The sequence below is a fragment of the Streptomyces flavusporus genome, from assembly GCF_046267975.1.
Classification (GTDB): Bacteria; Actinomycetota; Actinomycetes; order Streptomycetales; family Streptomycetaceae; genus Streptomyces; species Streptomyces flavusporus.
The window spans coordinates 6,723,962-6,743,551 of record NZ_CP176503.1 but is presented as its reverse complement, the minus strand read 5'-3'; the positions used below and the strand labels follow the sequence as shown (position 1 = coordinate 6,743,551).

Here is a 19,590-nt window from a genome sequence, read left to right as displayed (position 1 = left end):
CGCTGCGTGTGCGGCAGCGGCACCCCGGGCTCAGTCCAAGTAGCCCCTGAGCTGGTCCGCGAAGGCGTGGTCCCTCAGCTTGTTGAGCGTCTTCGACTCGATCTGCCGTATCCGCTCCCGGGTCACGCCGAAGATGCGGCCGATCTCCTCCAAGGTGCGCGGGCGGCCGTCCGCCAGGCCGTAGCGGAGTTGGACGACCTTGCGCTCGCGCTCGCCCAGTGTCGAAAGGACCGCCTCCAGGTGCTCCCTGAGGAGGAGGAACGCCGCCGACTCGACCGGGCTGGCCGCGTCGCCGTCCTCGATGAGGTCGCCGAGGGCCACGTCCTCCTCCTCGCCCACCGGGGCATGCAGGGAGACCGGTTCCTGGGCGAGCCGCAGGACCTCGCCGACCCGCTCGGGCGGAAGGTCGAGGTGGGCGGCGACCTCTTCCGGTGTCGGCTCGTAACCGCGTTCCTGCAGCATGCGGCGCTGGACGCGTACGACGCGGTTGATGAGCTCGACGACGTGCACCGGGACGCGGATGGTGCGGGCCTGGTCGGCGAGGGCGCGGGACATGGCCTGGCGGATCCACCAGGTGGCGTACGTGGAGAACTTGTAGCCGCGGGCGTAGTCGAACTTCTCGACCGCGCGGATGAGGCCCAGGTTTCCCTCCTGGACGAGGTCGAGCATGGTCAGGCCGCGGCCGACGTACCGCTTGGCGACCGAGACGACGAGCCGCAGGTTGGCCTCTATCAGGCGGCGCTTGGCCATGCGGCCCATGACGACCAGGCGGTCGAGGTCCAGGGCCAGCTGGGAGTCCAGGTCGGGGGCGCTGCCCAGCTTCTCCTCGGCGAACAGTCCGGCCTCGACGCGGCGGGCGAGTTCGACCTCCTCGGCCGCGGTGAGCAGCGGGATACGGCCGATCTCGCGCAGGTACTGGCGGAACAGGTCCGAGGCGGGGCCGCCGGTGTCGACACGACCGGGGGCGGGCGGCTCGGCGGGTTCGGGATCGGGGACTTCGACGGCTTCGGCGGGGGGATCTGCGGGGGTGACCGTGGCCTCCGCCTCCGTCGCCTTGTCCGTTTCCGGGTGGTGCGCGACACGGCTCTGCGGCGGTACGGCCACGAGCATGTCGGCCTCCGCGTCCGGCTCCGCACCGTCCGTGGTGATGTCGGTCTGGATGAGGGTCTGGGTCTGCACGGGGGCGACCTCCAGGGTGATCGCTGCTGAGGCGTGCGGCAGCGCTGCTCGGGGGGCGGAGTCGGCGGCCTCGCCGCTGTCCGTCCCGTACGCGATGAGGGGAACCGCGGGGGTAAGGGACCCGTGGGGGACGGATCGGCCGCGCTCCGGGGACTCAGGCACCGGGATCCAGTGTGGGGTAAGACACATCTCCGCCACGAGGGTCGTGCGGTGACTTTTTGCGTCCGCGCAGTGACCCGACGGTGAGCAGCATCCGCGCGGTGGGCCTCAGAGAGCGGCGGCGCCCCGCTCCCGCAACGCCTGGCCGTACTGCTGGAGCACCCACAACTCGTTCTGTACAGCGGCCAGTTGGGCCGGGTCACCGTTCGTACCGAGGCGGGTCAGGGTGGACTGGATGTCCTGGATGCGGCGGTCGACGGCGCGGCGGCGGACCATGACGAGCTGGTCTCCGGCGTACACCTCGTCGACCGTGCGGCGCATGATCGCCTCGACCGCCAGTTCCGTGACCATGGCACGGACCCGGTCGTCGGGCGCCGCCTCCCGGACGCGGACCAGGTACTCCTGCGGGTCCTGTACGCCGTACTCGGCGCCGCCCGCGTCCAGGATGGCCTGGCGTACCGCGGCGTACGGCGGGGCGGTGAACTCGTCGACGCCGTACGCGTCGAAGGCCGGGGAGACCAACTCAGGGCGCTGGAGGGCGAGTTTGAGGAGTTCGCGTTCGGTGGCGTAGACCGGGTTGCGCAGGTTCAGGGCCGGCCCGGCGGGCATCGGGCGGGCCGCCGCAGCCTCGTACTGCCGGGGGGCGCTGGGCGCCGGGCCCTTGCCGCCCCGGTCGCGCGCCCAACGCGCCAGCTGGGCCACCCGCTTGACCACGAACTGTGTGTCGAGGATGCCGAGCATGCCGGCGAGCTGGACGGCGACCTCGTGCTGGGCGCCGCTGTTCTTGATGCGGGCGACGATGGGGGCCGCCTCGTCGAGCGCGGCGGCCCGGCCCGCGGGGGTGTCGAGGTCGTAGCGGCCGACGATCTGGCGGAGGGCGAACTCGAAGAGCGGGGTGCGGGGTTCGGCCAGGTCGGCGACCGCGTCGTCGCCCTTCGCCAGGCGCAGGTCGCAGGGGTCCATGCCGTCGGGGGCGATCGCGATGTACGTCTCGGCTGCGAACTTCTGGTCGTCCTCGAAGGCCCGCAGCGCCGCCTTCTGGCCGGCCGCGTCGCCGTCGAAGGTGAAGATCACCCGGGCCGATCCGTTGTCCATCAGCAGCCGGCGGAGGATCTTGATGTGGTCGCCGCCGAAGGCCGTACCGCAGGTCGCGATGGCGGTCGTGACGCCGGCCAGGTGGCAGGCCATGACGTCCGTGTAGCCCTCGACCACGACCGCGCGGGAGGTCTTGGCGATGTCCTTCTTCGCGAGGTCGATGCCGTAGAGGACCTGGGACTTCTTGTAGATCGCGGTTTCAGGGGTGTTGAGGTACTTCGGCCCGTTGTCCGCCTCGTACAGCTTGCGCGCGCCGAAGCCGACCACCTCGCCGCCGATGTCGCGGATCGGCCACATCAGGCGGCCGCGGAAGCGGTCGATGGGGCCGCGGCGGCCCTCCTGGGCCAGGCCGGAGAGGAGCAGTTCCTTGTCGGTGAAGCCCTTGCCGCGCAGATAGCGGATGAGGTGGTCCCAGCCCTGGGGGCTGTAGCCGACGCCGAAGTGGACGGCGGCGGCCTGGTCGAAGCCGCGGTCGGCGAGGAAGACCCGGCCGGTCTCCGCCTCGGAGCTGGTGGCGAGCTGCTCCGCGTACCACTCCGCGGCGATCTTGTGGGCCTCGACCAGACGGATGCGCTCGCCGCGCTGGTGGGCGGGGTTGTAGCCGCCCTCCTCGTAGCGCAGGGTGATGCCGGCCTGGGCGGCGAGGCGCTCGACCGCCTCCGAGAAGGAGAGGTGGTCGACCTTCATCACGAACGTGATGGTGTCGCCGCCTTCCTGGCAGCCGAAGCAGTGGAAGAGTCCCTTGCTCGGGCTGACCTGGAAGGACGGCGACTTCTCGTCGTGGAACGGGCACAGGCCCTTGAGGTTGCCGCCGCCCGCGTTACGCAGCTGGAGGTACTCGGACACCACGGCGTCGATCGGGACCGCGTCCCGTACCGCCTTCACGTCCTCGTCGTTGATCCGTCCTGCCACGCGGTGATTCTACGGGGCGGAACTGACAAACCTGGCGTGAGCTGACCGACCCCCGGCCGGGGGTCCGGGGTTGCCCCCCCGGGAATTGCAGCACGGTGGTGGGCTGACAGTCCTGACGCTCCTGAGGGCTCCTGTCGGCTACGGGATGAGGCTGTCCAGCGCTACGCGCGGGTCTGCCAGCGCCTCCGTGTCCACCTGGGCCCTGGAGCGGATCAGCTGCTGGATCGGGTCTGTGACGTCCCACACGTTCATGTTCATCCCGGCCAGCACACGCCCCTCCTTCACCCAGAACGCGATGAACTCACGCTTCCCGGCGTCCCCCCGGATCACCACTTGGTCGTACGAGCCCGGGGGCGCCCAGCCCGAGTACTCCATGCCCATGTCGTACTGGTCGGAGAAGAAATAGGGCACGCGGTCGTACGTGACGTCCTGGCCGAGCATCGCCCGCGCCGCCGCCGGTCCGCCGTTGAGGGCGTTGGCCCAGTGCTCCACGCGCAGCCGGCGGCCGAAGAGGGCGTGCGGGAAGGCGGCGGCGTCACCGGCGGCGTAGATGTCGGGGTCGGAGGTGCGCAGGCGCTCGTCGACCGCGATGCCCCCGCCCTGTGCACGGTCGGCGAGCTCCAGCCCCGCCGCCTCCGCGAGCGCGACCCGCGGGGCCGCGCCGATCGCGGCGAGGACGTCGTGGGCCGGGTGCTCGTCCCCGTCGTCCGTACGGGCCGCCAGCACCATGCCGTCCTGGCCGACGATCTCCGTCAGCCGGACGCCGAACCGGAAGCGGACGCCGTGCTCACGGTGCAGCTCGGCGAAGAGGGCACCGAGCTCGGGGCCGAGGACGCCGTGCAGCGGGGTCTGCTCCTGTTCGACGACGGTGACCTCGGCGCCGTACTCGCGGGCCGCCGCGGCGACCTCCAGGCCGATCCATCCGGCGCCGGCGATCACGATGTGGCCGTTGTCCCGGCCGAGGGCGGCGAGGACGCCCTTGAGCCGCTCGGCGTGGGCGAGGCGGCGCAGGTGGTGGACGCCGGCGAGGTCGGTGCCGGGGATGTCCAGGCGGCGCGGCTCGGCTCCCGTGGCCAGCAGCAGCTTGTCGTAGCGGACGACGGTGCCGTCCTCGCCGAAGCGGACCGTCTTCGCCGTACGGTCGACGGCGTCGACGGTCTGGCCGAGGTGCAGCTCGATGTCGTTGCGCGCGTACCAGGCTGGTTCGTGCACGAAGACGCTGTCGCGCTCCTCCTTGCCGAGCAGATAGCCCTTGGACAGCGGCGGACGTTCGTACGGGTGGTCGCGCTCGTCGCAGATCAGTATCACGCGGCCGCTGAAGCCCTCCGCGCGGAGTGTCTCGGCCGCCTTCGCGCCGGCGAGTCCCCCTCCGACGATGACGAATGTCTGATCCGCGTCGACCACTTGATGCCTCCTCTTAAACGTGCCGCCACATGCGAGCGTCCCGCACGGAGCCAGGCGCGGGAAGAGGGGGTGACCCGATCAGGCCACGGAGGGTCACCTTCGAGTCCCTCCCGGTCGCCCTCGTCACATCAGTCTCACAGGTGACCTGTCAGCCTTACGTGAAGCGACCGGGCCGAGGCGTCCGTCAGGGACGCGATCTGGTCGACGATCACCCGCTTGCGGGCGCGGTCGTCGGGGGCCTGGTCGAACAGGGTGCGGAACTGTGGGTCCAGTCCGTCGGGGGCGCGGGCGGTGAGCGCCTCGGCCAGTTCGGCGACGACGACCCGCTGGTCGGCGCGGAGCCGGGTCTGCTCGGCGCGCTGCATGACGTACCGGTCGGCGACGGCCTTCAGCACGGCGCATTCCATGCGGGTCTCGCGCGGGACGACCAGTTCGGCGGCGTACCGGGTGAGCCGGCCGCCGCCGTACGCCGCGCGGGTGGCAGCCTCGGCGGCCAGGCAGAAGCGGCCGATGAGCTGGCTGGTGGCGTCCTTCAGACGGGCCTGGGCGACGGCCGAACCGTCGTAGCCGTGCGGCCACCACTCCTCGTCCAGGAGCCGGTCGAGGGCCGCGGCCAGTTCGGCGGGGTCGGTGTCGGCGGGGACGTACCGGCCGATGGCGACCTCGAACACCGCCTGCCGTTCCGGCTCGGCGTACAGGCAGTTGGGGTCGAGGTGACCGGCGTGCAGGCCGTCCTCGACGTCGTGCACCGAGTACGCCACATCGTCCGACCAGTCCATGACCTGGGCCTCGAAGCAGATACGGGTGCCGGGGGCCTCCTTGCGGGCCCAGTCGAACACCGGGCGGTCGTCCTCGTACACACCGAACTTCCGGGACGCCGGGTCGGTGGGGTGGGCACCGCGCGGCCAGGGGTACTTGGTGGCGGCGTCGAGGGCGGCGCGGGTGAGGTTCAGGCCGACGGAGCCCTCCGGGGTGAACCGTTTGGGTTCGATGCGGGTGAGGAGCCTCAGGGACTGGGCGTTGCCCTCGAAGCCGCCGCAGTCGTGGGCGAATTCGTTGAGTGCCTCTTCGCCGTTGTGGCCGAACGGGGGGTGGCCGAGGTCGTGGGAGAGGCAGGCGGCCTCCACCAGGTCGGGGTCGCAGCCGAGGGCAGCGCCGAGTTCGCGGCCGACCTGGGCGCATTCGAGGGAATGGGTGAGGCGGGTGCGGGGGCTGGGGTCCCAGGCCGAGGCGCTGCGCTCGCCTGGCGTGACGACCTGGGTCTTGCCGGCGAGCCTTCTGAGCGCGGCGGAGTGGAGGATGCGGGCGCGGTCGCGTTGGAAGGCGGTGCGGCCGGGGCGTTTGTCTTTTTCGGCGGCCCATCGTTCGACTGAGGTCGGGTCGTAGCCGGGGGGTGGGATGTGGTTCTCGTGTTGCTGGAGTGCGCCTGCCATGTCTCGACAGTAAGTGGAGGAGGGGGTGTGTGCGCCTACTCGTCTGCCGGGATTCGTCGTCTTGCGGGTGCAGGTTCGTTGTGCTTGTTCGCGCCCACGCGGCGGAGCCGCATATCGATACAGCCCCGCGCCCCTGAGGCCTGTCAAGCGGACGCCAGTGCCCGGTGCGCCGGCGTTGTTGCCAGCGTCTGGTCGTAGCGGTGCAGGATCAGGTGGGCCATCAGTGGGTGGGCGCCCAGGGGGGCTGCGGTGATTCCCGGGATCGCGTCGGCGCACTCCTGGGCGAAGCGGCCCGGGGCTGTGAAGTAGGACGCCAGGGCTATGCGGGTGCGGCCACGGGACGTGAGGGTGCGTACGGCCTCCGGGACCGTCGGGGTGGCGGCCGAGGCGTAGGCCGGGAGGACCGGGACTCCCAGGCGGTCGGCGAGGAGGTGGGCCGTGTGGCCGGTGTCGAGGGCCGCGTCGGGGTCGCGGGAGCCTGCGGCGGCCAGGACGACGGCGCTCTCCCTGCGCTCCGCCTCGGTCATGGTCGTGGGCCAGCCCGCCTCGACCAGGCGTGTGTACAGGGTCTCCACCAGGAGGGGGTGCGGGCCCAGTGGGGCGGCCACCCGTGTGCGGGCGTCGGCTGCGGCGGCCATGTCGGGGATGTCCTGTTTGATGTGGTAGCCGCGGCTGAGGAGGAGGGGGACGAGGATCGCCTCGCTGTCGCCGAGGGCGGCCAGCGTGTCGGGCAGCAGGGGCTCGTTCAGCTCGATGTGGCCGAGGTGGACGGGCAGGCCGGGGCGCAGCTCGCGGACACGTTCGATGAGCGTGTGCACCGTGGCGAGGGTGCGCGGGTCGCGGCTGCCGTGCGCCACGAGGACGAGCGCGGGCCGCGCGGGGCGAGGCGTGCCGTCGCGCGAGACGAGGCTGAGCCGGCTGGCGAGCCGGGTGGTGATCCGGTTCATGATCTGCGCCGTACTGTCGAGGTGGACGCCACCGGACAGCGGGCTGCCGGGGCGGTGGTCGGACTCGTCGTGAAGCGGAAGCGACGCCGTCATGAACCGATCGTGGCGCTACGACGTTGCCGTGCCGTTGCGTGAGCGTCACGGGTCTTTTCCGCAGGTTCACCGTACGGTCCCCCAGGTGTGTGAGGCGGCCCGACCTGCGGCTTCATCGGGTTGGCGTGAGACTGGTCACGCAACCTGAGCACCCGCGGCGGCGTCTTTTCCTGTCGCAACCGACCGAGAGGGCGTCCCGACATGCGCATCCGCCGACCGCGTCTGCCGCGCACCCGTACCGGGCAGCGCCGGCTGGTGCAGGCGCTGATGGCCCTGTGCGTGCTCGCGCTGCTGCCGTCGGCCTGGATGCACGTCGCGACCGGCGACCGGCTGCGCAGCACGGCCGACGCGCCCCGCACCGACGTGGCCGTGGTCTTCGGTGCGGGCCTGTGGAACGGCGAGCCGTCCCCGTACCTCGCCCACCGCCTGGACGCGGCGGCCGAGCTGTACCGTGCGGGCCGGGTCGAGGTCGTTCTGGTGACCGGCGACAACAGCCGCGAGGACTACGACGAGCCGGACGCCATGCGCTCGTATCTGATCCGGCACGGCGTCCCGGACGCCCGGATCGTCAGCGACTACGCGGGCTTCGACACCTGGGACTCCTGCGTGCGCGCCAGGAAGATCTTCGGCGTCGACGAGGCCGTGCTGATCAGCCAGGGCTTCCACATCCGGCGGACGGTCGCGCTGTGCGAGGCGGCGGGGGTGACGTCGTACGGCGTCGGGGTGGACGAGCGGCACGACGGGACCTGGTACTACGGGGGCGTGCGGGAGATCGTCGCGGCGGGCAAGGCGGCCCTGGACGCCGTGTTCCGGCCGGATCCCCGGTTCCTCGGGCCGACCGAACCGGGGGTGGAGCGGGCGCTCGCCGACGCCCGGTGACCTGCCCCTCACGGCGGGCGGACTGCGGCGGGGAGGTCGGCTTCCCGGCCATGTAACAAAGGGCCGTCACGGCACGTAACACGGCCGAAGCACGCTGAACGGCATGAACAGCACCTCGACGCCCACCCACTGCCCGTACTGTGCCCTGCAGTGCGGGATGAACCTGACGCCCTCGCCTGACGGGGGCGTCGAGGTGTTGGAGCGCGCCGACTTCCCGGTGAACCGGGGCGCGCTGTGCGGCAAGGGCCGTACGGCGCCGGCGGTGCTGTCATCGAGCGTCCGCCTCACTTCGCCGCTGGTGCGCGAGGGGGGCTCCCTGGTGCCCGCGACCTGGGCTCAGGCGCTGGACCGGATCGCCGACGGGCTGTCCTCGATCCGTTCCGCGCACGGGCCGGACGCGCTCGGCGTGTTCGGCGGGGGCGGGCTGACGAACGAGAAGGCGTACACGCTCGGCAAGTTCGCGCGGATCGTGCTCGGCACCTCGCAGATCGACTACAACGGGCGCTTCTGCATGTCGTCGGCCGCCGCGGCCGGCATGAAGGCGTTCGGGCTGGATCGCGGGCTGCCGTTCCCGCTGGAGGACATCCCGAAGACGGGATGCGTGATCCTCGTCGGGTCCAACCCCGCGGAGACCATGCCGCCCGCGCTGCGCTACTTCACCGAGCTGAAGGAGAACGGCGGCACACTGATCGTCGTCGACCCGCGCCGGACGAGGACCGCCGAGCAGGCCGACCTGCACCTCGCGCCGCGGCCGGGCACGGATCTCGCGCTGGCGCTGGGGCTGCTGCACCTGGTCGTCGCCGAGGGCCGCACGGACGAGGAGTACATCCGGGAGCGCACGACCGGCTGGGAGGACGCGCGGGCCGCCGCGATGGCGCACTGGCCGGAGCAGGTGGAGCGGATCACCGGCGTGTCCGTTCCCGAACTGCGGGAAGCCGTACGGCTGTTCTGCACGCCGGAGAACGCGATGGTGCTCACCGCGCGCGGGCCGGAGCAGCAGTCCAAGGGCACGGACACGGTGGGCGCGTGGATCAACCTGTGCCTGGCGACCGGCCGCGCGGGCCGGCCCCTGTCCGGCTACGGCTGTCTGACCGGGCAGGGCAACGGGCAGGGCGGGCGCGAGCACGGCCAGAAGGCCGACCAGCTGCCCGGCTACCGCAAGCTGACCGACCCGGCGGCCCGACGGCACGTGGCCGAGGTGTGGGGCGTCGACCCGGACTCGCTTCCGGGGCCGGGGCGCAGCGCGTACGAGCTGCTGGACGCGCTGGGTACGGACATCAGGGCGCTGCTGCTGATGGGCTCCAACCCGGTGGTGTCGGCGCCGCGCGCCGCCCACGTGGAGGAGCGGATCAAGTCCCTTGATTTCCTTGCCGTGTGCGATGTCGTGCTGTCGGAGACGGCCGCCCTCGCGGACGTCGTACTGCCGGTGACGCAGTGGGCGGAGGAGACCGGCACGACGACCAACCTCGAGGGCCGGGTGCTGCTGCGGCGCCGGGCGATCACCCCGCCTCAGGGCGTCCGCAGCGACCTGGAGGTCATGCACGAACTGGCCGCCCGGCTCGGGGTGGAGAAGGGCTTCCCGACCGACCCCGAGGAGGTCTTCGAGGAGCTGCGCCGGGCCAGCGCGGGCGGGCCCGCGGACTACTCCGGGATCACCTATCGCAGGCTGGCGGAGGAGAACGGGGTGTTCTGGCCGTGTCCGGCGGTTCCCGACGGGGCGGAGGACCGCGCGGGCGCGGCGCCGGCCTCCGGCGGGGACGGTACTCCCGCCGTGGCGCCGGGCGACGGCGAGGACGCGGCGCCCGCTGTGGCGCCGGACGACGGCGAGGACGCAGGCCTGGACGTGCTGCCCGACGATCCGGCCGCACAGGACGGCACCGACGCCGAGGTCCATCCCGGCACCCCCCGCCTCTTCCTCGACCGGTTCGCCACGGAGGACGGGCGGGCCCGGTTCGCGCCCGTCTCGCACCGGGCGGTCGCGGAGGAACCCGACGCCGAGTACCCCGTGCTGCTGACGACCGGGCGGGTCGTGGCGCAGTACCAGTCCGGCGCCCAGACCCGGCGGGTCGACGAGCTGAACGCCGCCGCGCCCGGGCCGTTCGTGGAGCTGCATCCGCGGCTGGCGGAGCGGCTGGGCGCGGCCGAGGGCGACCCCGTGGCGGTCGTGTCCCGGCGGGGCCGGGCGGTGGCGCCGGCGCGGATCACCGCGTCCATCCGGCCAGACACCGTTTTCATGCCGTTCCACTGGCCGGGCGAGGGCCGCGCCAACACGCTCACCAACCCTGCGCTGGACCCGACCTCGCGGATGCCGGAGTTCAAGGCGTGCGCGGTGCGGGTGGAGGCCGTGAAGGCGTAGCGGCGTACGCTCACCGTCTGTTCAACGGGCCCCACCGCGCACTGCGGGGGCCCGTCAGCCGATCGCCGGGACCGTCCCGCCAGTTCACCGGGCAGCCGTCACCGGCGCCGTGCCCGCCAGTCGCCGCCCTCGATGAGCTTGCCGCGGGCCCGTAGCCGGGCGGCGACGGCGGGTGCGGCGACGTACACCCAGGCGCGGACGGCCGCCCCGTCGGTATCCCGGACGACCTCGCGTTCGACCCGCTCGTAGAGGCTGCGCGGGTCGCCCGGCACGTACTCCTCCAACCGGTCGAGGGCGGCGAGGAGTTCGTCGTAGGCGTGAGGCAGCGCGGTGACCAGTTCACCGCTCACCGCTCCTCCCCGCTCCTCCACGGCGTACGGATAGCCCGGGCCGTCGTACAGCACCGCGCCGCTGAGGCGGCCGGGTTCCTCGGCGCTCGTACGGCCGCGCAGGAAGAGGTCGTGGTTGGGCTCGCCGGGGCGGAGGGTGCCGTAGACGAAGAACGGGAGTCTCACTCTTTCCCACCTGCACGAGAGCACTACCGAAGTCTTGCAGGAACGATTCTCACCCCTCACACGGCCTCCTGTAATTGCTCTGGACACGCCATGTCATGACCCCTTAAATCTCGGTCAAGATCAGCGCCACCCCCACTCAGGCGCCTTTTCAAGGAGACCGATGAGCCGGATACGGCATGTCCGACGTTCCCGTTCTGCCACCGCCGGTGTGGCCGCAACCGCCGCCATCCTGCTCGCCGCGGCACTCTCCCCCGGCGCCGGCGCAGCCGACCGGCCGACCCGCGCGGCGGCGATCGAGAACGGGGCGCGGGCCCTCGCCGACCACGCGGCGAGCCTGGGCCTCACCGCCGCCCAGGACACCGAGGTCCGGGACGTCGTCATCGACCAGGACGGCACCCAGCATGTGCGCTACGACCGCACGTACCGTCAACTCCCGGCCCTCGGCGGCGACTTCGTCATCCACCTGGCACCTGACGGCACCTACCGCGGCGCGAACCGCGCGACCCGCGCCCCCCTCTCCCTGACCGGCATCACCCCCGCCCTGTCCGCCCCGAAGGCGGCCGACCGCGCGGCGAACGCCCTGCGCGCAACGCACCTCGGCGAGACGCTGAAGCGGCTGACGGCCAAGCCGGAGCTGGTCGTCGACGCCCTGCACGGCTCGCCGAAGCTGGCGTGGCGGACGAACGCGGTGGCACTGGACTCGCAGGGCAACCCGGTCGCCCGCACGGTACTGACGGACGCCCGCACCGGTGCGCAGATCGACGCCTGGGACACGCTGGAGTCGGCCACCGGCGACGGGCGTTCGCTGTACGGCGGGACGGTGCCGCTGTCGACGACGTCGACGGGATCGGCGTACGAACTGAAGGACCCGACGCGCGGGAACACGTACACCGGTGATGCGGCCAACAACGTGGACCTGTGCCTGCTCGGCACCCTCTGTCTGACCCGCGCCCCCGCCACGGTCTTCACGGACGCGGACAACCACTGGGGCGACGGCACGACGACGGACCGCGCCTCGGCCGCCGTGGACGCGCAGTACGGCACGGACGTGACCTGGGACTACTTCAGGGACGTGCACGGCCGCAACGGCATCGCGGGCGACGGCAAGGGCTCGTACAACCGCGTGCACTACGGCACCCGTTACAACAACGCCTTCTGGGACGACACCTGCTTCTGCATGACGTACGGCGACGGTGACGGAACCCAGATGGGGCCGCTGGTCTCCCTGGACGTCGCCGGCCACGAGATGTCCCACGGCGTGACGTCGAAGACGGCCGCGCTGACGTACTCGGGCGAGTCCGGCGGGCTGAACGAGGCGACGTCCGACATCTTCGGCACGCTGGTGGAGTTCCACGCGAACAACGCGAAGGACGCGGGCGACTGGCTGATCGGCGAGAAGATCGTCCGGTCCGGCTTCGGCCGGTCGGCGCTGCGGTACATGGACAAGCCGTCCAAGGACGGTGTCTCCGTGGACTGTTGGAGCAGCTCGGCTGCCGACCTGGACGTCCACTACAACTCCGGCATCGGCAACCACTTCGCGTACCTCCTGGCAGAGGGCAGCGGCCCCAAGACCATCAACGGCGTCGCCCACAACTCCCCCACCTGCGACGGCTCGACGGTCACCGGGATCGGGCGGGCTGCGCTGGGGGCGATCTGGTACCGGGCGCTGACGGTCTACATGACGTCGTCGACGGACTACGCGGGCGCGCGGACGGCGACGTTGAACGCGGCGCGGGATCTTTACGGTGCGGGGAGTGCGGAGCACGACGCGGTGGCGGCGGCTTGGAGTGCGGTGAACGTGGGCTGATCCGAGCACGCGTTTGGCCGGCCGCCTCGGAGGGCTCCGGGGCGGCTGGCTTCATCCGGGCACGGTGTTCACACCACGGAGATCAGTCTGACCACGGTCACAGTCAGTACGGACTCCGAGACGTAGTAGAGGACGATGGCACCGAGGACGGTGGCCTCACACCGGTCGCGGTCGCCGCGGACGGCTGTCGAGCCGTGCCCGTACGGGTCCCGGCCGATCGTCCGCGCCATCGCGGCCTTGAAGCCCTCGGCGTTCCGCATCTTGGCCAACGTGCCGTCGGCGGGCGGTGCGTAGGTGATGCGGTAGCTCAAGCCGCGCCCCGCCTCTCGGCCTCGTCCGCCGCGAGCCGCTCCAGCAGGACCTCGGCCTCCGGGTCGGGCACGGCCTCGAGCATCCAGTGCCGCATGACGGCGTGAATGTCGTGCACGCCGGCTTCGTTGACGGCCCGGTCGAACTCCTCGCGCAGCTCCTCCGGAAGAGCCGCACGAATGTCGGGGATGCTGTTGGGGACCTCGACCTCGACGCCGTTGACGAAGGTCTTGAGCGGTTCGGCCATGGTCATCCTCCTCGGGGGCGGAAGTTCGCAGGCGCCACGGTAGTCGGCGGAGGCCGTCCACCGTACGACGTCCAGCTCGCACCACACGGACTTGCCGACGGTCAGTTTCTCGACGCCCCATCGGTCAGCCACCTCGCGCACGATGAGCAGTCCACGCCCGAACGACTCCCCAACCGCCGCCTGGCGGGGGCTGGGCAGTAACTCGCCCTTCGGGTCGGACACGGCGATGCGTACGGCGCGCTCGGTCAGCGTGAGCTCCACCCGGAAGAGCCGGTCACGCAGACAGCCGTGCAGGACGGCGTTTCCGCCGAGCTCGGAGACCAACAATGCGGCGTCCGAGGCGAGTTCGGGGTGCCCCCATGTCGTGAGTAGGCGGTGGGCCCGGCGGCGGGCGAGGGTGACGCTCTTGGGGAGCGGCGTGTAATCGAGGCGGTCGTGGTGGAGGACCTGGGGTTCGTCGGGGTCTTTGGGGGTGGCCATGGAGCACGCCTCCGGGCAGGGGTGGGCAGCGCCGTGAACTCAACTGGCGCCGCACTGCGAGCGGTTCGTCACCGACGGTATTGGGGGCAATCAATCTGAAGCAAGCTACTCCTGGATAATTTCCTCCGATCAGGTTTGCTTCACCGACTCACGCTGGGCCAGACTGGCGGCGCACCAACGCCTGGAGGAGCACGAGTGACCGCGAAGCAGCCGACGCAGGGCAACAGCACCTCCACCGTTCTGGGGCGTCGCCTTGGTGGCGAGCTCGTCAAGTTGCGCACCGCCGCCGGCATGACACAGACCCACGCGGCCAACGCCCTCACCGCGTCCACGACAAAGGTCGCGAAGATGGAAGGCGGCTGGGTCCCCATACGCGACCCAGACATCCGCGCCCTATGCGAGTTGTACGAGGTCCACGACCCCGGGACGGTCGGCCGGCTCCTGGAACTGGCAAGGATCGACCGGGACCGACGCAAGGCGAGGGGCTGGTGGGACGACTACACGACGCTCGGCGTCATGCAGGAGTACGTAACGCTGGAGAACGCGGCAACAGCTATCCGCGTTTGGCAACCCGCCTTCATTCCCGGCCTGTTGCAGACGCCGGAGTACGTACGAGCGTTGCGACGCACCCCTGCAGACGATGCGACGATCGCCCATCGCCGCGAGCCCGACGAGCAGTTCGTCGCCTCACGCGTCGCACGCCAGCGACGGCTCACCGACACTCCGCCCCTCGCCCTGCGGGCGGTGCTCTACGAGGCCGTACTTCGGAACTTTCCCGGCGGAGCCGAGACGGCTCAAGGACAGCTCGAACACCTGATGAAGATGGCCGAACTGCCCAACGTCAGCCTCCAGGTCTTCCCATTCACCAACGGCACGCACCAAGGTCTGAACGGCTCGTTCAACATCATCTCCTTCGCCGAACCGGGGGCCATGGACGTGGTCTACTCCGAGGCCGCTTTCCGGCAGACATGGGTCGAGGGCGGCGAGGGAGCCGCCGCCTACGATGAGTTGTTCGAGTTGATCGCCAGACGCTCCCTCGACGAGCGAGAGTCCGTGTCGTTCATCCACAAACTCTGCAAGGAACTGTGAGCCGTGCCTGCCTTTGACTACCGCAAGTCCAGCTACAGCGACGACAAGGACGAGTGCGTCGAGGTCGCCACCAACATCCCCACGACCATCGCGATACGCGACTCCAAGGACCCCAGCGGCCCATCCCTGCACGTCACCCCCACCACATGGGCGGCCTTCCAGGTCTCCCTGCTGAAGAGCAGGTTCACCAGCTTCTGAACTTGAGCTGGTGAGGTCGGACATCGTGGTCAAACAACTCCTCGGCCACGCCCACACCGGCGTCTAACCCCACGTCCGACTCCGCCTCCAACGCCAAGCCATCGACACCTTCGGCAACGTCCTCGGCCAGGACGAAGACGCACCTGACACCCCACGCGCCGCAACCGTCGTCCGCGGACGAGGCTGGTACGCGGGCCTGCCCGCCGGACGTCTGGTCTTCGCTTCCGGAAGAACTGTCCACAGGCATCAAACCGGTGGATCCGGGTTCAGTGGTCGAGCGGGGCCCGAAACGACCGATGCGGGCCGAGATGATCTCGGTCCGCATCAGAGGGAGGTGAGTGTCCGAGGGGTGAGTTGCCCGCCAACGATACGCTCGTGGTCGCTCAAGGGCGTATCGACCTTGATCTATGACCGGGCTCGCCCGAACGGGTCAGGCCGACTCGAGCAGGGTCGTGTAAGCCCCTTCGGCAGCCCGGCCTTGCGCCGTACCGGGCGGAGTGTGGGCGAGGAACTCGCTGGTTGACCCGCTCTGCACGAGACGTCCGCCGACCAGAACAGACACGTGATCGGCCTCTTCGGCGAGGTCGGTCACGTCGTGCGTGGACAGCAGGATGCGGACCTCGTCCTTGACCGCGGCAAGGAGATCGCGGAAAACCCGTCGCTGACGTGGGTCCATGCCGGCCGTGGGTTCATCCAGGAGGAGCACCTGTGCATCGTGGACCAGGGCACAGGCCACACCCACACGCCTCAGCTGGCCGCCCGAGAGCTGGCTGGTGCGGGTGTCGGCGTGCTCCGACATCTCGACGCGGGACAGCGCTCGAGGAGCGTTGTCCCAGGCATCGTCCCTGCTCATTCCCTTCAGCCAGCCCACATAAGCGACGTATTCCCGTGCCGTGAGTGAGGGCAGAGGGGTGATGTTCTGCGGCATCCAGGCCACCGTCCGCCGGTAGTCCTTGCTCTTCGCGTCAAGTCCATCCCACGTCACGGTTCCCCGCTGGGGCGCGGTGACGGCAGCAGCCAGCTGCAACATCGTGGACTTGCCGGCCCCGTTCGGTCCGAGAAGGATGGTCAGTCCGTCCGGAAGACGGTAGCTGAAGTCCTTCAGCACGGGAGCCCGCCGTCGGCCGTAGGCGAAGGTGCAGGAATTGAGAACAAGGGTCATGCGGCTCTCCGTGCGAAGCGGTTCGGTGAAAGGAGGTGGGCGCCAACGCCGACGGTGAGCATCAAGAGGGCTCCCACGGAGGCGTACCAGGTGCCAGGCGGTTCGAGGAGTACGGTCCACGGGTAGGGATCGCCGGCCCCCCTCATGCCGAAAAGTACGCCGATCAGCGGCCACAGTGCGGGAACGAGGACTGCGGATCTCCCGAAGAGAGCCCCGCACAACAGGGTGAGGCCGGCGAGGAAGGCTGTGTTGCGGCCCAGTGTCTCGGCCGATGCGGCCCCGGTGGCCATGGCGATCACCTCGCCCATGGCAACTGCGAGTACCACCACGCCGAGTGTGAGCAGGACGTCGAAGAACCTGACAGGTCGGATTCCGGTGTTCTCGGCGGCGTCCAGCCGAGTGTGCAGACAGTCGAAGAGGACCGAGGTCAGGACGAGCGGAACAAGTGTGACAGCCTGCACGAGCTCAGAGCCGCCGGCCCAGATGGACGGCAGGAAGAGGGGGGTGTCCTGAACGATCGCCGCCAGAAGCGTGAACATCAGGAAGCCCAGGGGCAGTCGAGTGTGGGCGCGGCGGGCACGCAGCCACCACATCACGTTGTATTCCCGTCTTCCTCGCAGGCCTCCGCCACGGTCGTCTCGTACCAGTCCATTTGCTGTGCCCGGCTCAACTGCAGAACCTCTCCTACTCGGTCCTGGATACGGCTACGTTCCTGGGCCGTGAAATCGGGTTCGGAGCTGAGCCGTTTCAAGTAGGTGTCCGCCTCCCCGACTTTGGAGGAAACCCAGTAGTACACCAGGCGTGCGGGACCGGTGGCAGGAGGGAAGCATGTGAAACGCACCGCTTCGCGGGCGATCTGATAGCGAGCGGTGCCGGTCGCCTCGCCGACAACGAGTGGGACGGTCCAGTCATCCTCCGTGGACGGTTCGGGATACCGGAGGCTGAGAGAAGTGTCTGTGAGGGAAGTCGGCTCGGCAGGCAGACCGGCTCGGCGCAGGGTTTCCAGCGTCGCCTCCGCTTCCTCGGCGAGAGCAGAGATGTGCTCAGCGCGCGCCTCGGGCAGACAGATGCGGGGGGACTGCCCGGCACAGGCGAGTGTGCCATGACCGGTGCTCCGTGGGCCTATGTAGCTCCAGTTGCTGATCAAGGAGAACGATCCGAACGCGCAGGCGAAGACGAGCGCTCCCGCGATGACTCCTCGTAGCCAGCGGGAAACAGGTGCCCAGAGCAGAGCCATGGCGCAGGCGGCGCCGACGGCGAGCAGGAGGGGAGCTGCGAGGGCTGCGGGGGTGGGCAGTTCGCCGAACATCATCTTTCCGGCGAAGAGGCCGGTGAGGTGCCGGGGCCACGGTGTCTCCAGTCCGGTGGACCAGCCGACGGCCAGGAAGTCGGTGACCGCGATGATGGGCACTACGGCGATGTGCCGAATGGCGGCTCCGACGGCGAATCCGACGATGCCGTGAGCGACGCAGAGCACCAGCGCGAAGGCCAGCAGCGTGAGGCCGGGCAGGTCGGGCGCAACGCGCTCCTGGACAAGGGCGCACAGCGTGGGAAGGATCAGGACCAACCAGGCCAGTGCGACAACGGGAGACAGATGCTGTGCGGCGATGGTATAGCGGGATCGCACCGCCCCCAGCCTCCAGATTTCGGAGACTCCCAGCTTCCGCGCCTCCCACGCGGCGAGACTCGAGGCAACCGCGAAGGCCACGGGCAGCAGGTTGCGCAGCACCGCGTCGACCACAGTGGCGGAGTAGCCCAACGGATCGATGCGGAGGTCGTCACCGAGATCGGTGGCGTAGTAGGCGAACACGAGAAGCAGGGCGACGGGCGCGACCCGCAGCGCACTGCTGGACCTGATGAGTGTGAGGGGCTTCACTTCCTGGCTTCCTGGAGCGGTCCGAACAGGGGGCGTGGTGCCTCGCCGTCGGCGAGGCACCACGCTGCAGAACACTGATCAGGAGTCGGCGAGAGTGGTGTCAACTCCCGCGTAGGTCGCCCACAGCAGGCAGCACGCGTTACTCCCGCCGCCTACGTTGTCGAGCTGGAAGAAGTAGTCCGACTCCTGAGGCAGACCGTTGTATTCGCCCCGGCTCGCATAGGTCGTGCCGTTGAAGCAGTTGGTGAAGGTCTTCTCGCCGTAGAAGTCGTTCTCCGACAGCGCGTCGTAGTCCCACAACTCGACACCGGTGGTCTCACTGCCGCCCTGCACGGTGCAACCCTTGAAGATGATCTCCGTGTAGCTCTCGTCCGCCCAGTAGCGGGACTGCCCGTTGGCCCCGCCACCGTCCGTCCACGAACTGATGCTGCCCGACCAGTTGGCCCAGGCACCAGAGGACAACGCAAAGACGAAGGCTGACGCCATCGCGACCACGGCGGACACGCGCTTGGAAGATCTACCCCGACATGCGGGAACTCCGAATCTCCCACCCGATGCAGCCCCCCCACGAGGCCTGTCCACATCAGGCGAGGCGCTGAAGCTATCGAACAGTTGATCTTGCAGTCAACGAAAACCAGCCAGCCGCTTCGCACCTGCCGCACGCCGCCGAACAGCTCCACGACGAAGCACTGTCCGCCGCGTTCGACCACGCGGCCCGCAGCTACGACCGCCTGGTGGCAACGAACCCGGGCTACCACGCCCACCTGCGGCGCTCCGCCCGCAGACTTCGCCTGCCCGAATCCGGGGCGGGAAGTAGACATTGAGTGTGTTTCATCACCGGTCTGAGCTGGCCAGGTGCAGGGTAAGGACGGCCTGAACGAGGGCGGTGATCCGGGTGGTCGAGCACCGCAGTGTGCGAAGGAGCCGCCAGGCCTTGAGGGTCGCAACGGCCTGCTCGACGAACGCGCGAATCTTCGCGTGAGAGCGGTTCACTGCCTTCTGGCCTGCGGAAAGAGTTTCCCAGCGGGCCCAGCACGGGATGCGGACCGTGCCGCCGGCGCCTCGATAGCCCTTGTCGGTCCAGCACTGTCCTCGCCATCGGCCAGCCGCACGATGATCCGGCTCAGGCAGTGATGGAGAGTCAGGCGGGCCCAGTCTCCTGCCGCACCAGCTCCGGCGACAACACCGACCGCAACACCTCGGCCTTTCCCCGCTGCTTCAGCTGCCGGTGGGCGGATTCGACCTCCCAGCGCTCGTGATACAGGGCTGCCAGCTCCTCGTGCCAGGCTCCGGGATCGAGCAGGTCGGTCAGCAGCCTGATTGTCTCGCCGCCGTCGACCTGGTAGTCGATCACCCTCACTGTCACCCCGCCCGGATGGGAGCGCCGCTGCCCGGCGAGCTGCGTCGCGGGCGACGTCCACGCCGACTTCCATCGCCGTGCCGATCACGG

19 protein-coding genes and 2 pseudogenes are annotated in these 19,590 nt (G+C 70.0%); 5 read left to right on the top strand and 16 right to left on the bottom strand.

Annotated features, from left to right (window positions below; all coding sequences use genetic code 11):
* Positions 1-30 precede the first annotated feature (30 nt).
* The 5 genes from ACKTSN_RS31840 to ACKTSN_RS31820 all read right to left on the bottom strand — a co-directional run bounded on the left by ACKTSN_RS31840 (position 31) and on the right by ACKTSN_RS31820 (position 7,222).
* Positions 31-1,341: an RNA polymerase sigma factor gene (locus ACKTSN_RS31840; RefSeq protein WP_409472263.1), complete on the bottom strand. Its 1,311-nt coding sequence runs from the start codon at positions 1,339-1,341 to the stop codon at positions 31-33.
* A 105-nt stretch (positions 1,342-1,446) separates the two neighbouring features.
* Positions 1,447-3,345, bottom strand: coding sequence for a DNA primase (gene dnaG / locus ACKTSN_RS31835; RefSeq protein WP_409472262.1), 1,899 nt, complete (start codon positions 3,343-3,345; stop codon positions 1,447-1,449).
* Between the two features lie 138 nt (positions 3,346-3,483).
* Positions 3,484-4,749 carry an NAD(P)/FAD-dependent oxidoreductase gene (locus tag ACKTSN_RS31830; RefSeq protein WP_409472261.1) on the bottom strand — a complete coding sequence of 422 codons (1,266 nt, stop codon included), beginning with the start codon at positions 4,747-4,749 and terminating at the stop codon, positions 3,484-3,486.
* A 134-nt stretch (positions 4,750-4,883) separates the two neighbouring features.
* Positions 4,884-6,182 carry a deoxyguanosinetriphosphate triphosphohydrolase gene (locus ACKTSN_RS31825; protein WP_409472260.1) on the bottom strand — a complete coding sequence of 433 codons (1,299 nt, stop codon included), beginning with the start codon at positions 6,180-6,182 and terminating at the stop codon, positions 4,884-4,886.
* Between the two features lie 143 nt (positions 6,183-6,325).
* Complete coding sequence (locus ACKTSN_RS31820) at positions 6,326-7,222, bottom strand: sirohydrochlorin chelatase (protein ID WP_409472259.1); 897 nt, start codon at positions 7,220-7,222, stop codon at positions 6,326-6,328.
* A 201-nt stretch (positions 7,223-7,423) separates the two neighbouring features.
* Here ACKTSN_RS31820 and ACKTSN_RS31815 point away from each other — a divergent pair, with 201 nt between their 5' ends.
* Positions 7,424-8,101: a SanA/YdcF family protein gene (locus ACKTSN_RS31815; RefSeq protein WP_409472258.1), complete on the top strand. Its 678-nt coding sequence runs from the start codon at positions 7,424-7,426 to the stop codon at positions 8,099-8,101.
* Between the two features lie 103 nt (positions 8,102-8,204).
* The gene (locus ACKTSN_RS31810) at positions 8,205-10,457 is read left to right on the top strand and encodes a molybdopterin oxidoreductase family protein (RefSeq protein ID WP_409472257.1); all 2,253 of its coding nucleotides are present in this window, start codon (positions 8,205-8,207) and stop codon (positions 10,455-10,457) included.
* A gap of 98 nt (positions 10,458-10,555) precedes the next feature.
* Here ACKTSN_RS31810 and ACKTSN_RS31805 read toward each other — a convergent pair whose 3' ends face one another.
* The gene (locus ACKTSN_RS31805; protein WP_409472256.1) at positions 10,556-10,972 is read right to left on the bottom strand and encodes a gamma-glutamylcyclotransferase family protein; all 417 of its coding nucleotides are present in this window, start codon (positions 10,970-10,972) and stop codon (positions 10,556-10,558) included.
* A 160-nt stretch (positions 10,973-11,132) separates the two neighbouring features.
* Here ACKTSN_RS31805 and ACKTSN_RS31800 point away from each other — a divergent pair, with 160 nt between their 5' ends.
* Positions 11,133-12,779: a M4 family metallopeptidase gene (locus tag ACKTSN_RS31800; RefSeq protein ID WP_409472255.1), complete on the top strand. Its 1,647-nt coding sequence runs from the start codon at positions 11,133-11,135 to the stop codon at positions 12,777-12,779.
* 68 nt (positions 12,780-12,847) lie between these two features.
* On the opposite strand, the gene ACKTSN_RS31795 is transcribed toward ACKTSN_RS31800, so the two are convergent.
* The 3 genes and pseudogenes from ACKTSN_RS31795 to ACKTSN_RS31785 all read right to left on the bottom strand — a co-directional run.
* Positions 12,848-13,090, bottom strand: a complete 243-nt coding sequence (locus ACKTSN_RS31795; protein ID WP_409472254.1) for a hypothetical protein — start codon at positions 13,088-13,090, stop codon at positions 12,848-12,850.
* Entirely contained in the window at positions 13,087-13,335 is a 249-nt protein-coding gene (locus tag ACKTSN_RS31790) for a hypothetical protein (protein ID WP_409474971.1), read from the bottom strand. The genes ACKTSN_RS31795 and ACKTSN_RS31790 overlap by 4 nt, the downstream gene beginning before the upstream one ends.
* A gap of 117 nt (positions 13,336-13,452) precedes the next feature.
* Positions 13,453-13,815 (bottom strand): annotated as a pseudogene (locus ACKTSN_RS31785) (ATP-binding protein); the annotation flags it as partial.
* Positions 13,816-14,010: 195 nt separating this feature from the next.
* Here ACKTSN_RS31785 and ACKTSN_RS31780 point away from each other — a divergent pair.
* Entirely contained in the window at positions 14,011-14,904 is an 894-nt protein-coding gene (locus ACKTSN_RS31780; RefSeq protein ID WP_409472253.1) for a helix-turn-helix domain-containing protein, read from the top strand.
* A gap of 3 nt (positions 14,905-14,907) precedes the next feature.
* A complete protein-coding gene (locus ACKTSN_RS31775; protein WP_409472252.1) occupies positions 14,908-15,102 on the top strand; it encodes a DUF397 domain-containing protein in 195 nt (64 codons plus the stop codon).
* On the opposite strand, the gene ACKTSN_RS31770 is transcribed toward ACKTSN_RS31775, so the two are convergent.
* The 7 genes and pseudogenes from ACKTSN_RS31770 to ACKTSN_RS31740 all read right to left on the bottom strand — a co-directional run bounded on the left by ACKTSN_RS31770 (position 15,089) and on the right by ACKTSN_RS31740 (position 19,494).
* Positions 15,089-15,427 (bottom strand): hypothetical protein, encoded by a 339-nt coding sequence (locus tag ACKTSN_RS31770; protein ID WP_409472251.1) that lies wholly within the window; start codon positions 15,425-15,427, stop codon positions 15,089-15,091. The genes ACKTSN_RS31775 and ACKTSN_RS31770 overlap by 14 nt on opposite strands.
* A gap of 105 nt (positions 15,428-15,532) precedes the next feature.
* Positions 15,533-16,264 carry an ATP-binding cassette domain-containing protein gene (locus ACKTSN_RS31765; protein ID WP_409472250.1) on the bottom strand — a complete coding sequence of 244 codons (732 nt, stop codon included), beginning with the start codon at positions 16,262-16,264 and terminating at the stop codon, positions 15,533-15,535.
* Positions 16,261-16,857 (bottom strand): hypothetical protein, encoded by a 597-nt coding sequence (locus tag ACKTSN_RS31760; protein ID WP_409472249.1) that lies wholly within the window; start codon positions 16,855-16,857, stop codon positions 16,261-16,263. The genes ACKTSN_RS31765 and ACKTSN_RS31760 overlap by 4 nt, the downstream gene beginning before the upstream one ends.
* Positions 16,857-18,140 carry a hypothetical protein gene (locus ACKTSN_RS31755; protein ID WP_409472248.1) on the bottom strand — a complete coding sequence of 428 codons (1,284 nt, stop codon included), beginning with the start codon at positions 18,138-18,140 and terminating at the stop codon, positions 16,857-16,859. The genes ACKTSN_RS31760 and ACKTSN_RS31755 overlap by 1 nt, the downstream gene beginning before the upstream one ends.
* Positions 18,141-18,218: 78 nt before the next feature.
* Positions 18,219-18,626, bottom strand: coding sequence for a hypothetical protein (locus ACKTSN_RS31750; protein WP_409472247.1), 408 nt, complete (start codon positions 18,624-18,626; stop codon positions 18,219-18,221).
* 348 nt (positions 18,627-18,974) lie between these two features.
* Positions 18,975-19,226: pseudogene (locus tag ACKTSN_RS31745) on the bottom strand (transposase family protein); the annotation flags it as partial.
* Between the two features lie 55 nt (positions 19,227-19,281).
* Entirely contained in the window at positions 19,282-19,494 is a 213-nt protein-coding gene (locus ACKTSN_RS31740) for a hypothetical protein (RefSeq protein ID WP_409472246.1), read from the bottom strand.
* Positions 19,495-19,590: the final 96 nt, after the last annotated feature.

Excerpts from the sequence above, each read along its gene's own strand:
- ACKTSN_RS31825 (WP_409472260.1), bottom strand. The coding sequence starts at position 6,182 with ATGGCAGGCGCACTCCAGCAACACGAGAACCACATCCCACCCCCCGGC.
- ACKTSN_RS31820 (WP_409472259.1), bottom strand. The coding sequence starts at position 7,222 with ATGACGGCGTCGCTTCCGCTTCACGACGAGTCCGACCACCGCCCCGGC.
- ACKTSN_RS31815 (WP_409472258.1), top strand. The coding sequence starts at position 7,424 with ATGCGCATCCGCCGACCGCGTCTGCCGCGCACCCGTACCGGGCAGCGC.
- ACKTSN_RS31810 (WP_409472257.1), top strand. The coding sequence starts at position 8,205 with ATGAACAGCACCTCGACGCCCACCCACTGCCCGTACTGTGCCCTGCAG.
- ACKTSN_RS31800 (WP_409472255.1), top strand. The coding sequence starts at position 11,133 with ATGAGCCGGATACGGCATGTCCGACGTTCCCGTTCTGCCACCGCCGGT.
- ACKTSN_RS31790 (WP_409474971.1), bottom strand. The coding sequence starts at position 13,335 with ATGGCCGAACCGCTCAAGACCTTCGTCAACGGCGTCGAGGTCGAGGTC.
- ACKTSN_RS31770 (WP_409472251.1), bottom strand. The coding sequence starts at position 15,427 with ATGCGGACCGAGATCATCTCGGCCCGCATCGGTCGTTTCGGGCCCCGC.
- ACKTSN_RS31765 (WP_409472250.1), bottom strand. The coding sequence starts at position 16,264 with ATGACCCTTGTTCTCAATTCCTGCACCTTCGCCTACGGCCGACGGCGG.
- ACKTSN_RS31760 (WP_409472249.1), bottom strand. The coding sequence starts at position 16,857 with ATGTGGTGGCTGCGTGCCCGCCGCGCCCACACTCGACTGCCCCTGGGC.
- ACKTSN_RS31750 (WP_409472247.1), bottom strand. The coding sequence starts at position 18,626 with ATGGCGTCAGCCTTCGTCTTTGCGTTGTCCTCTGGTGCCTGGGCCAAC.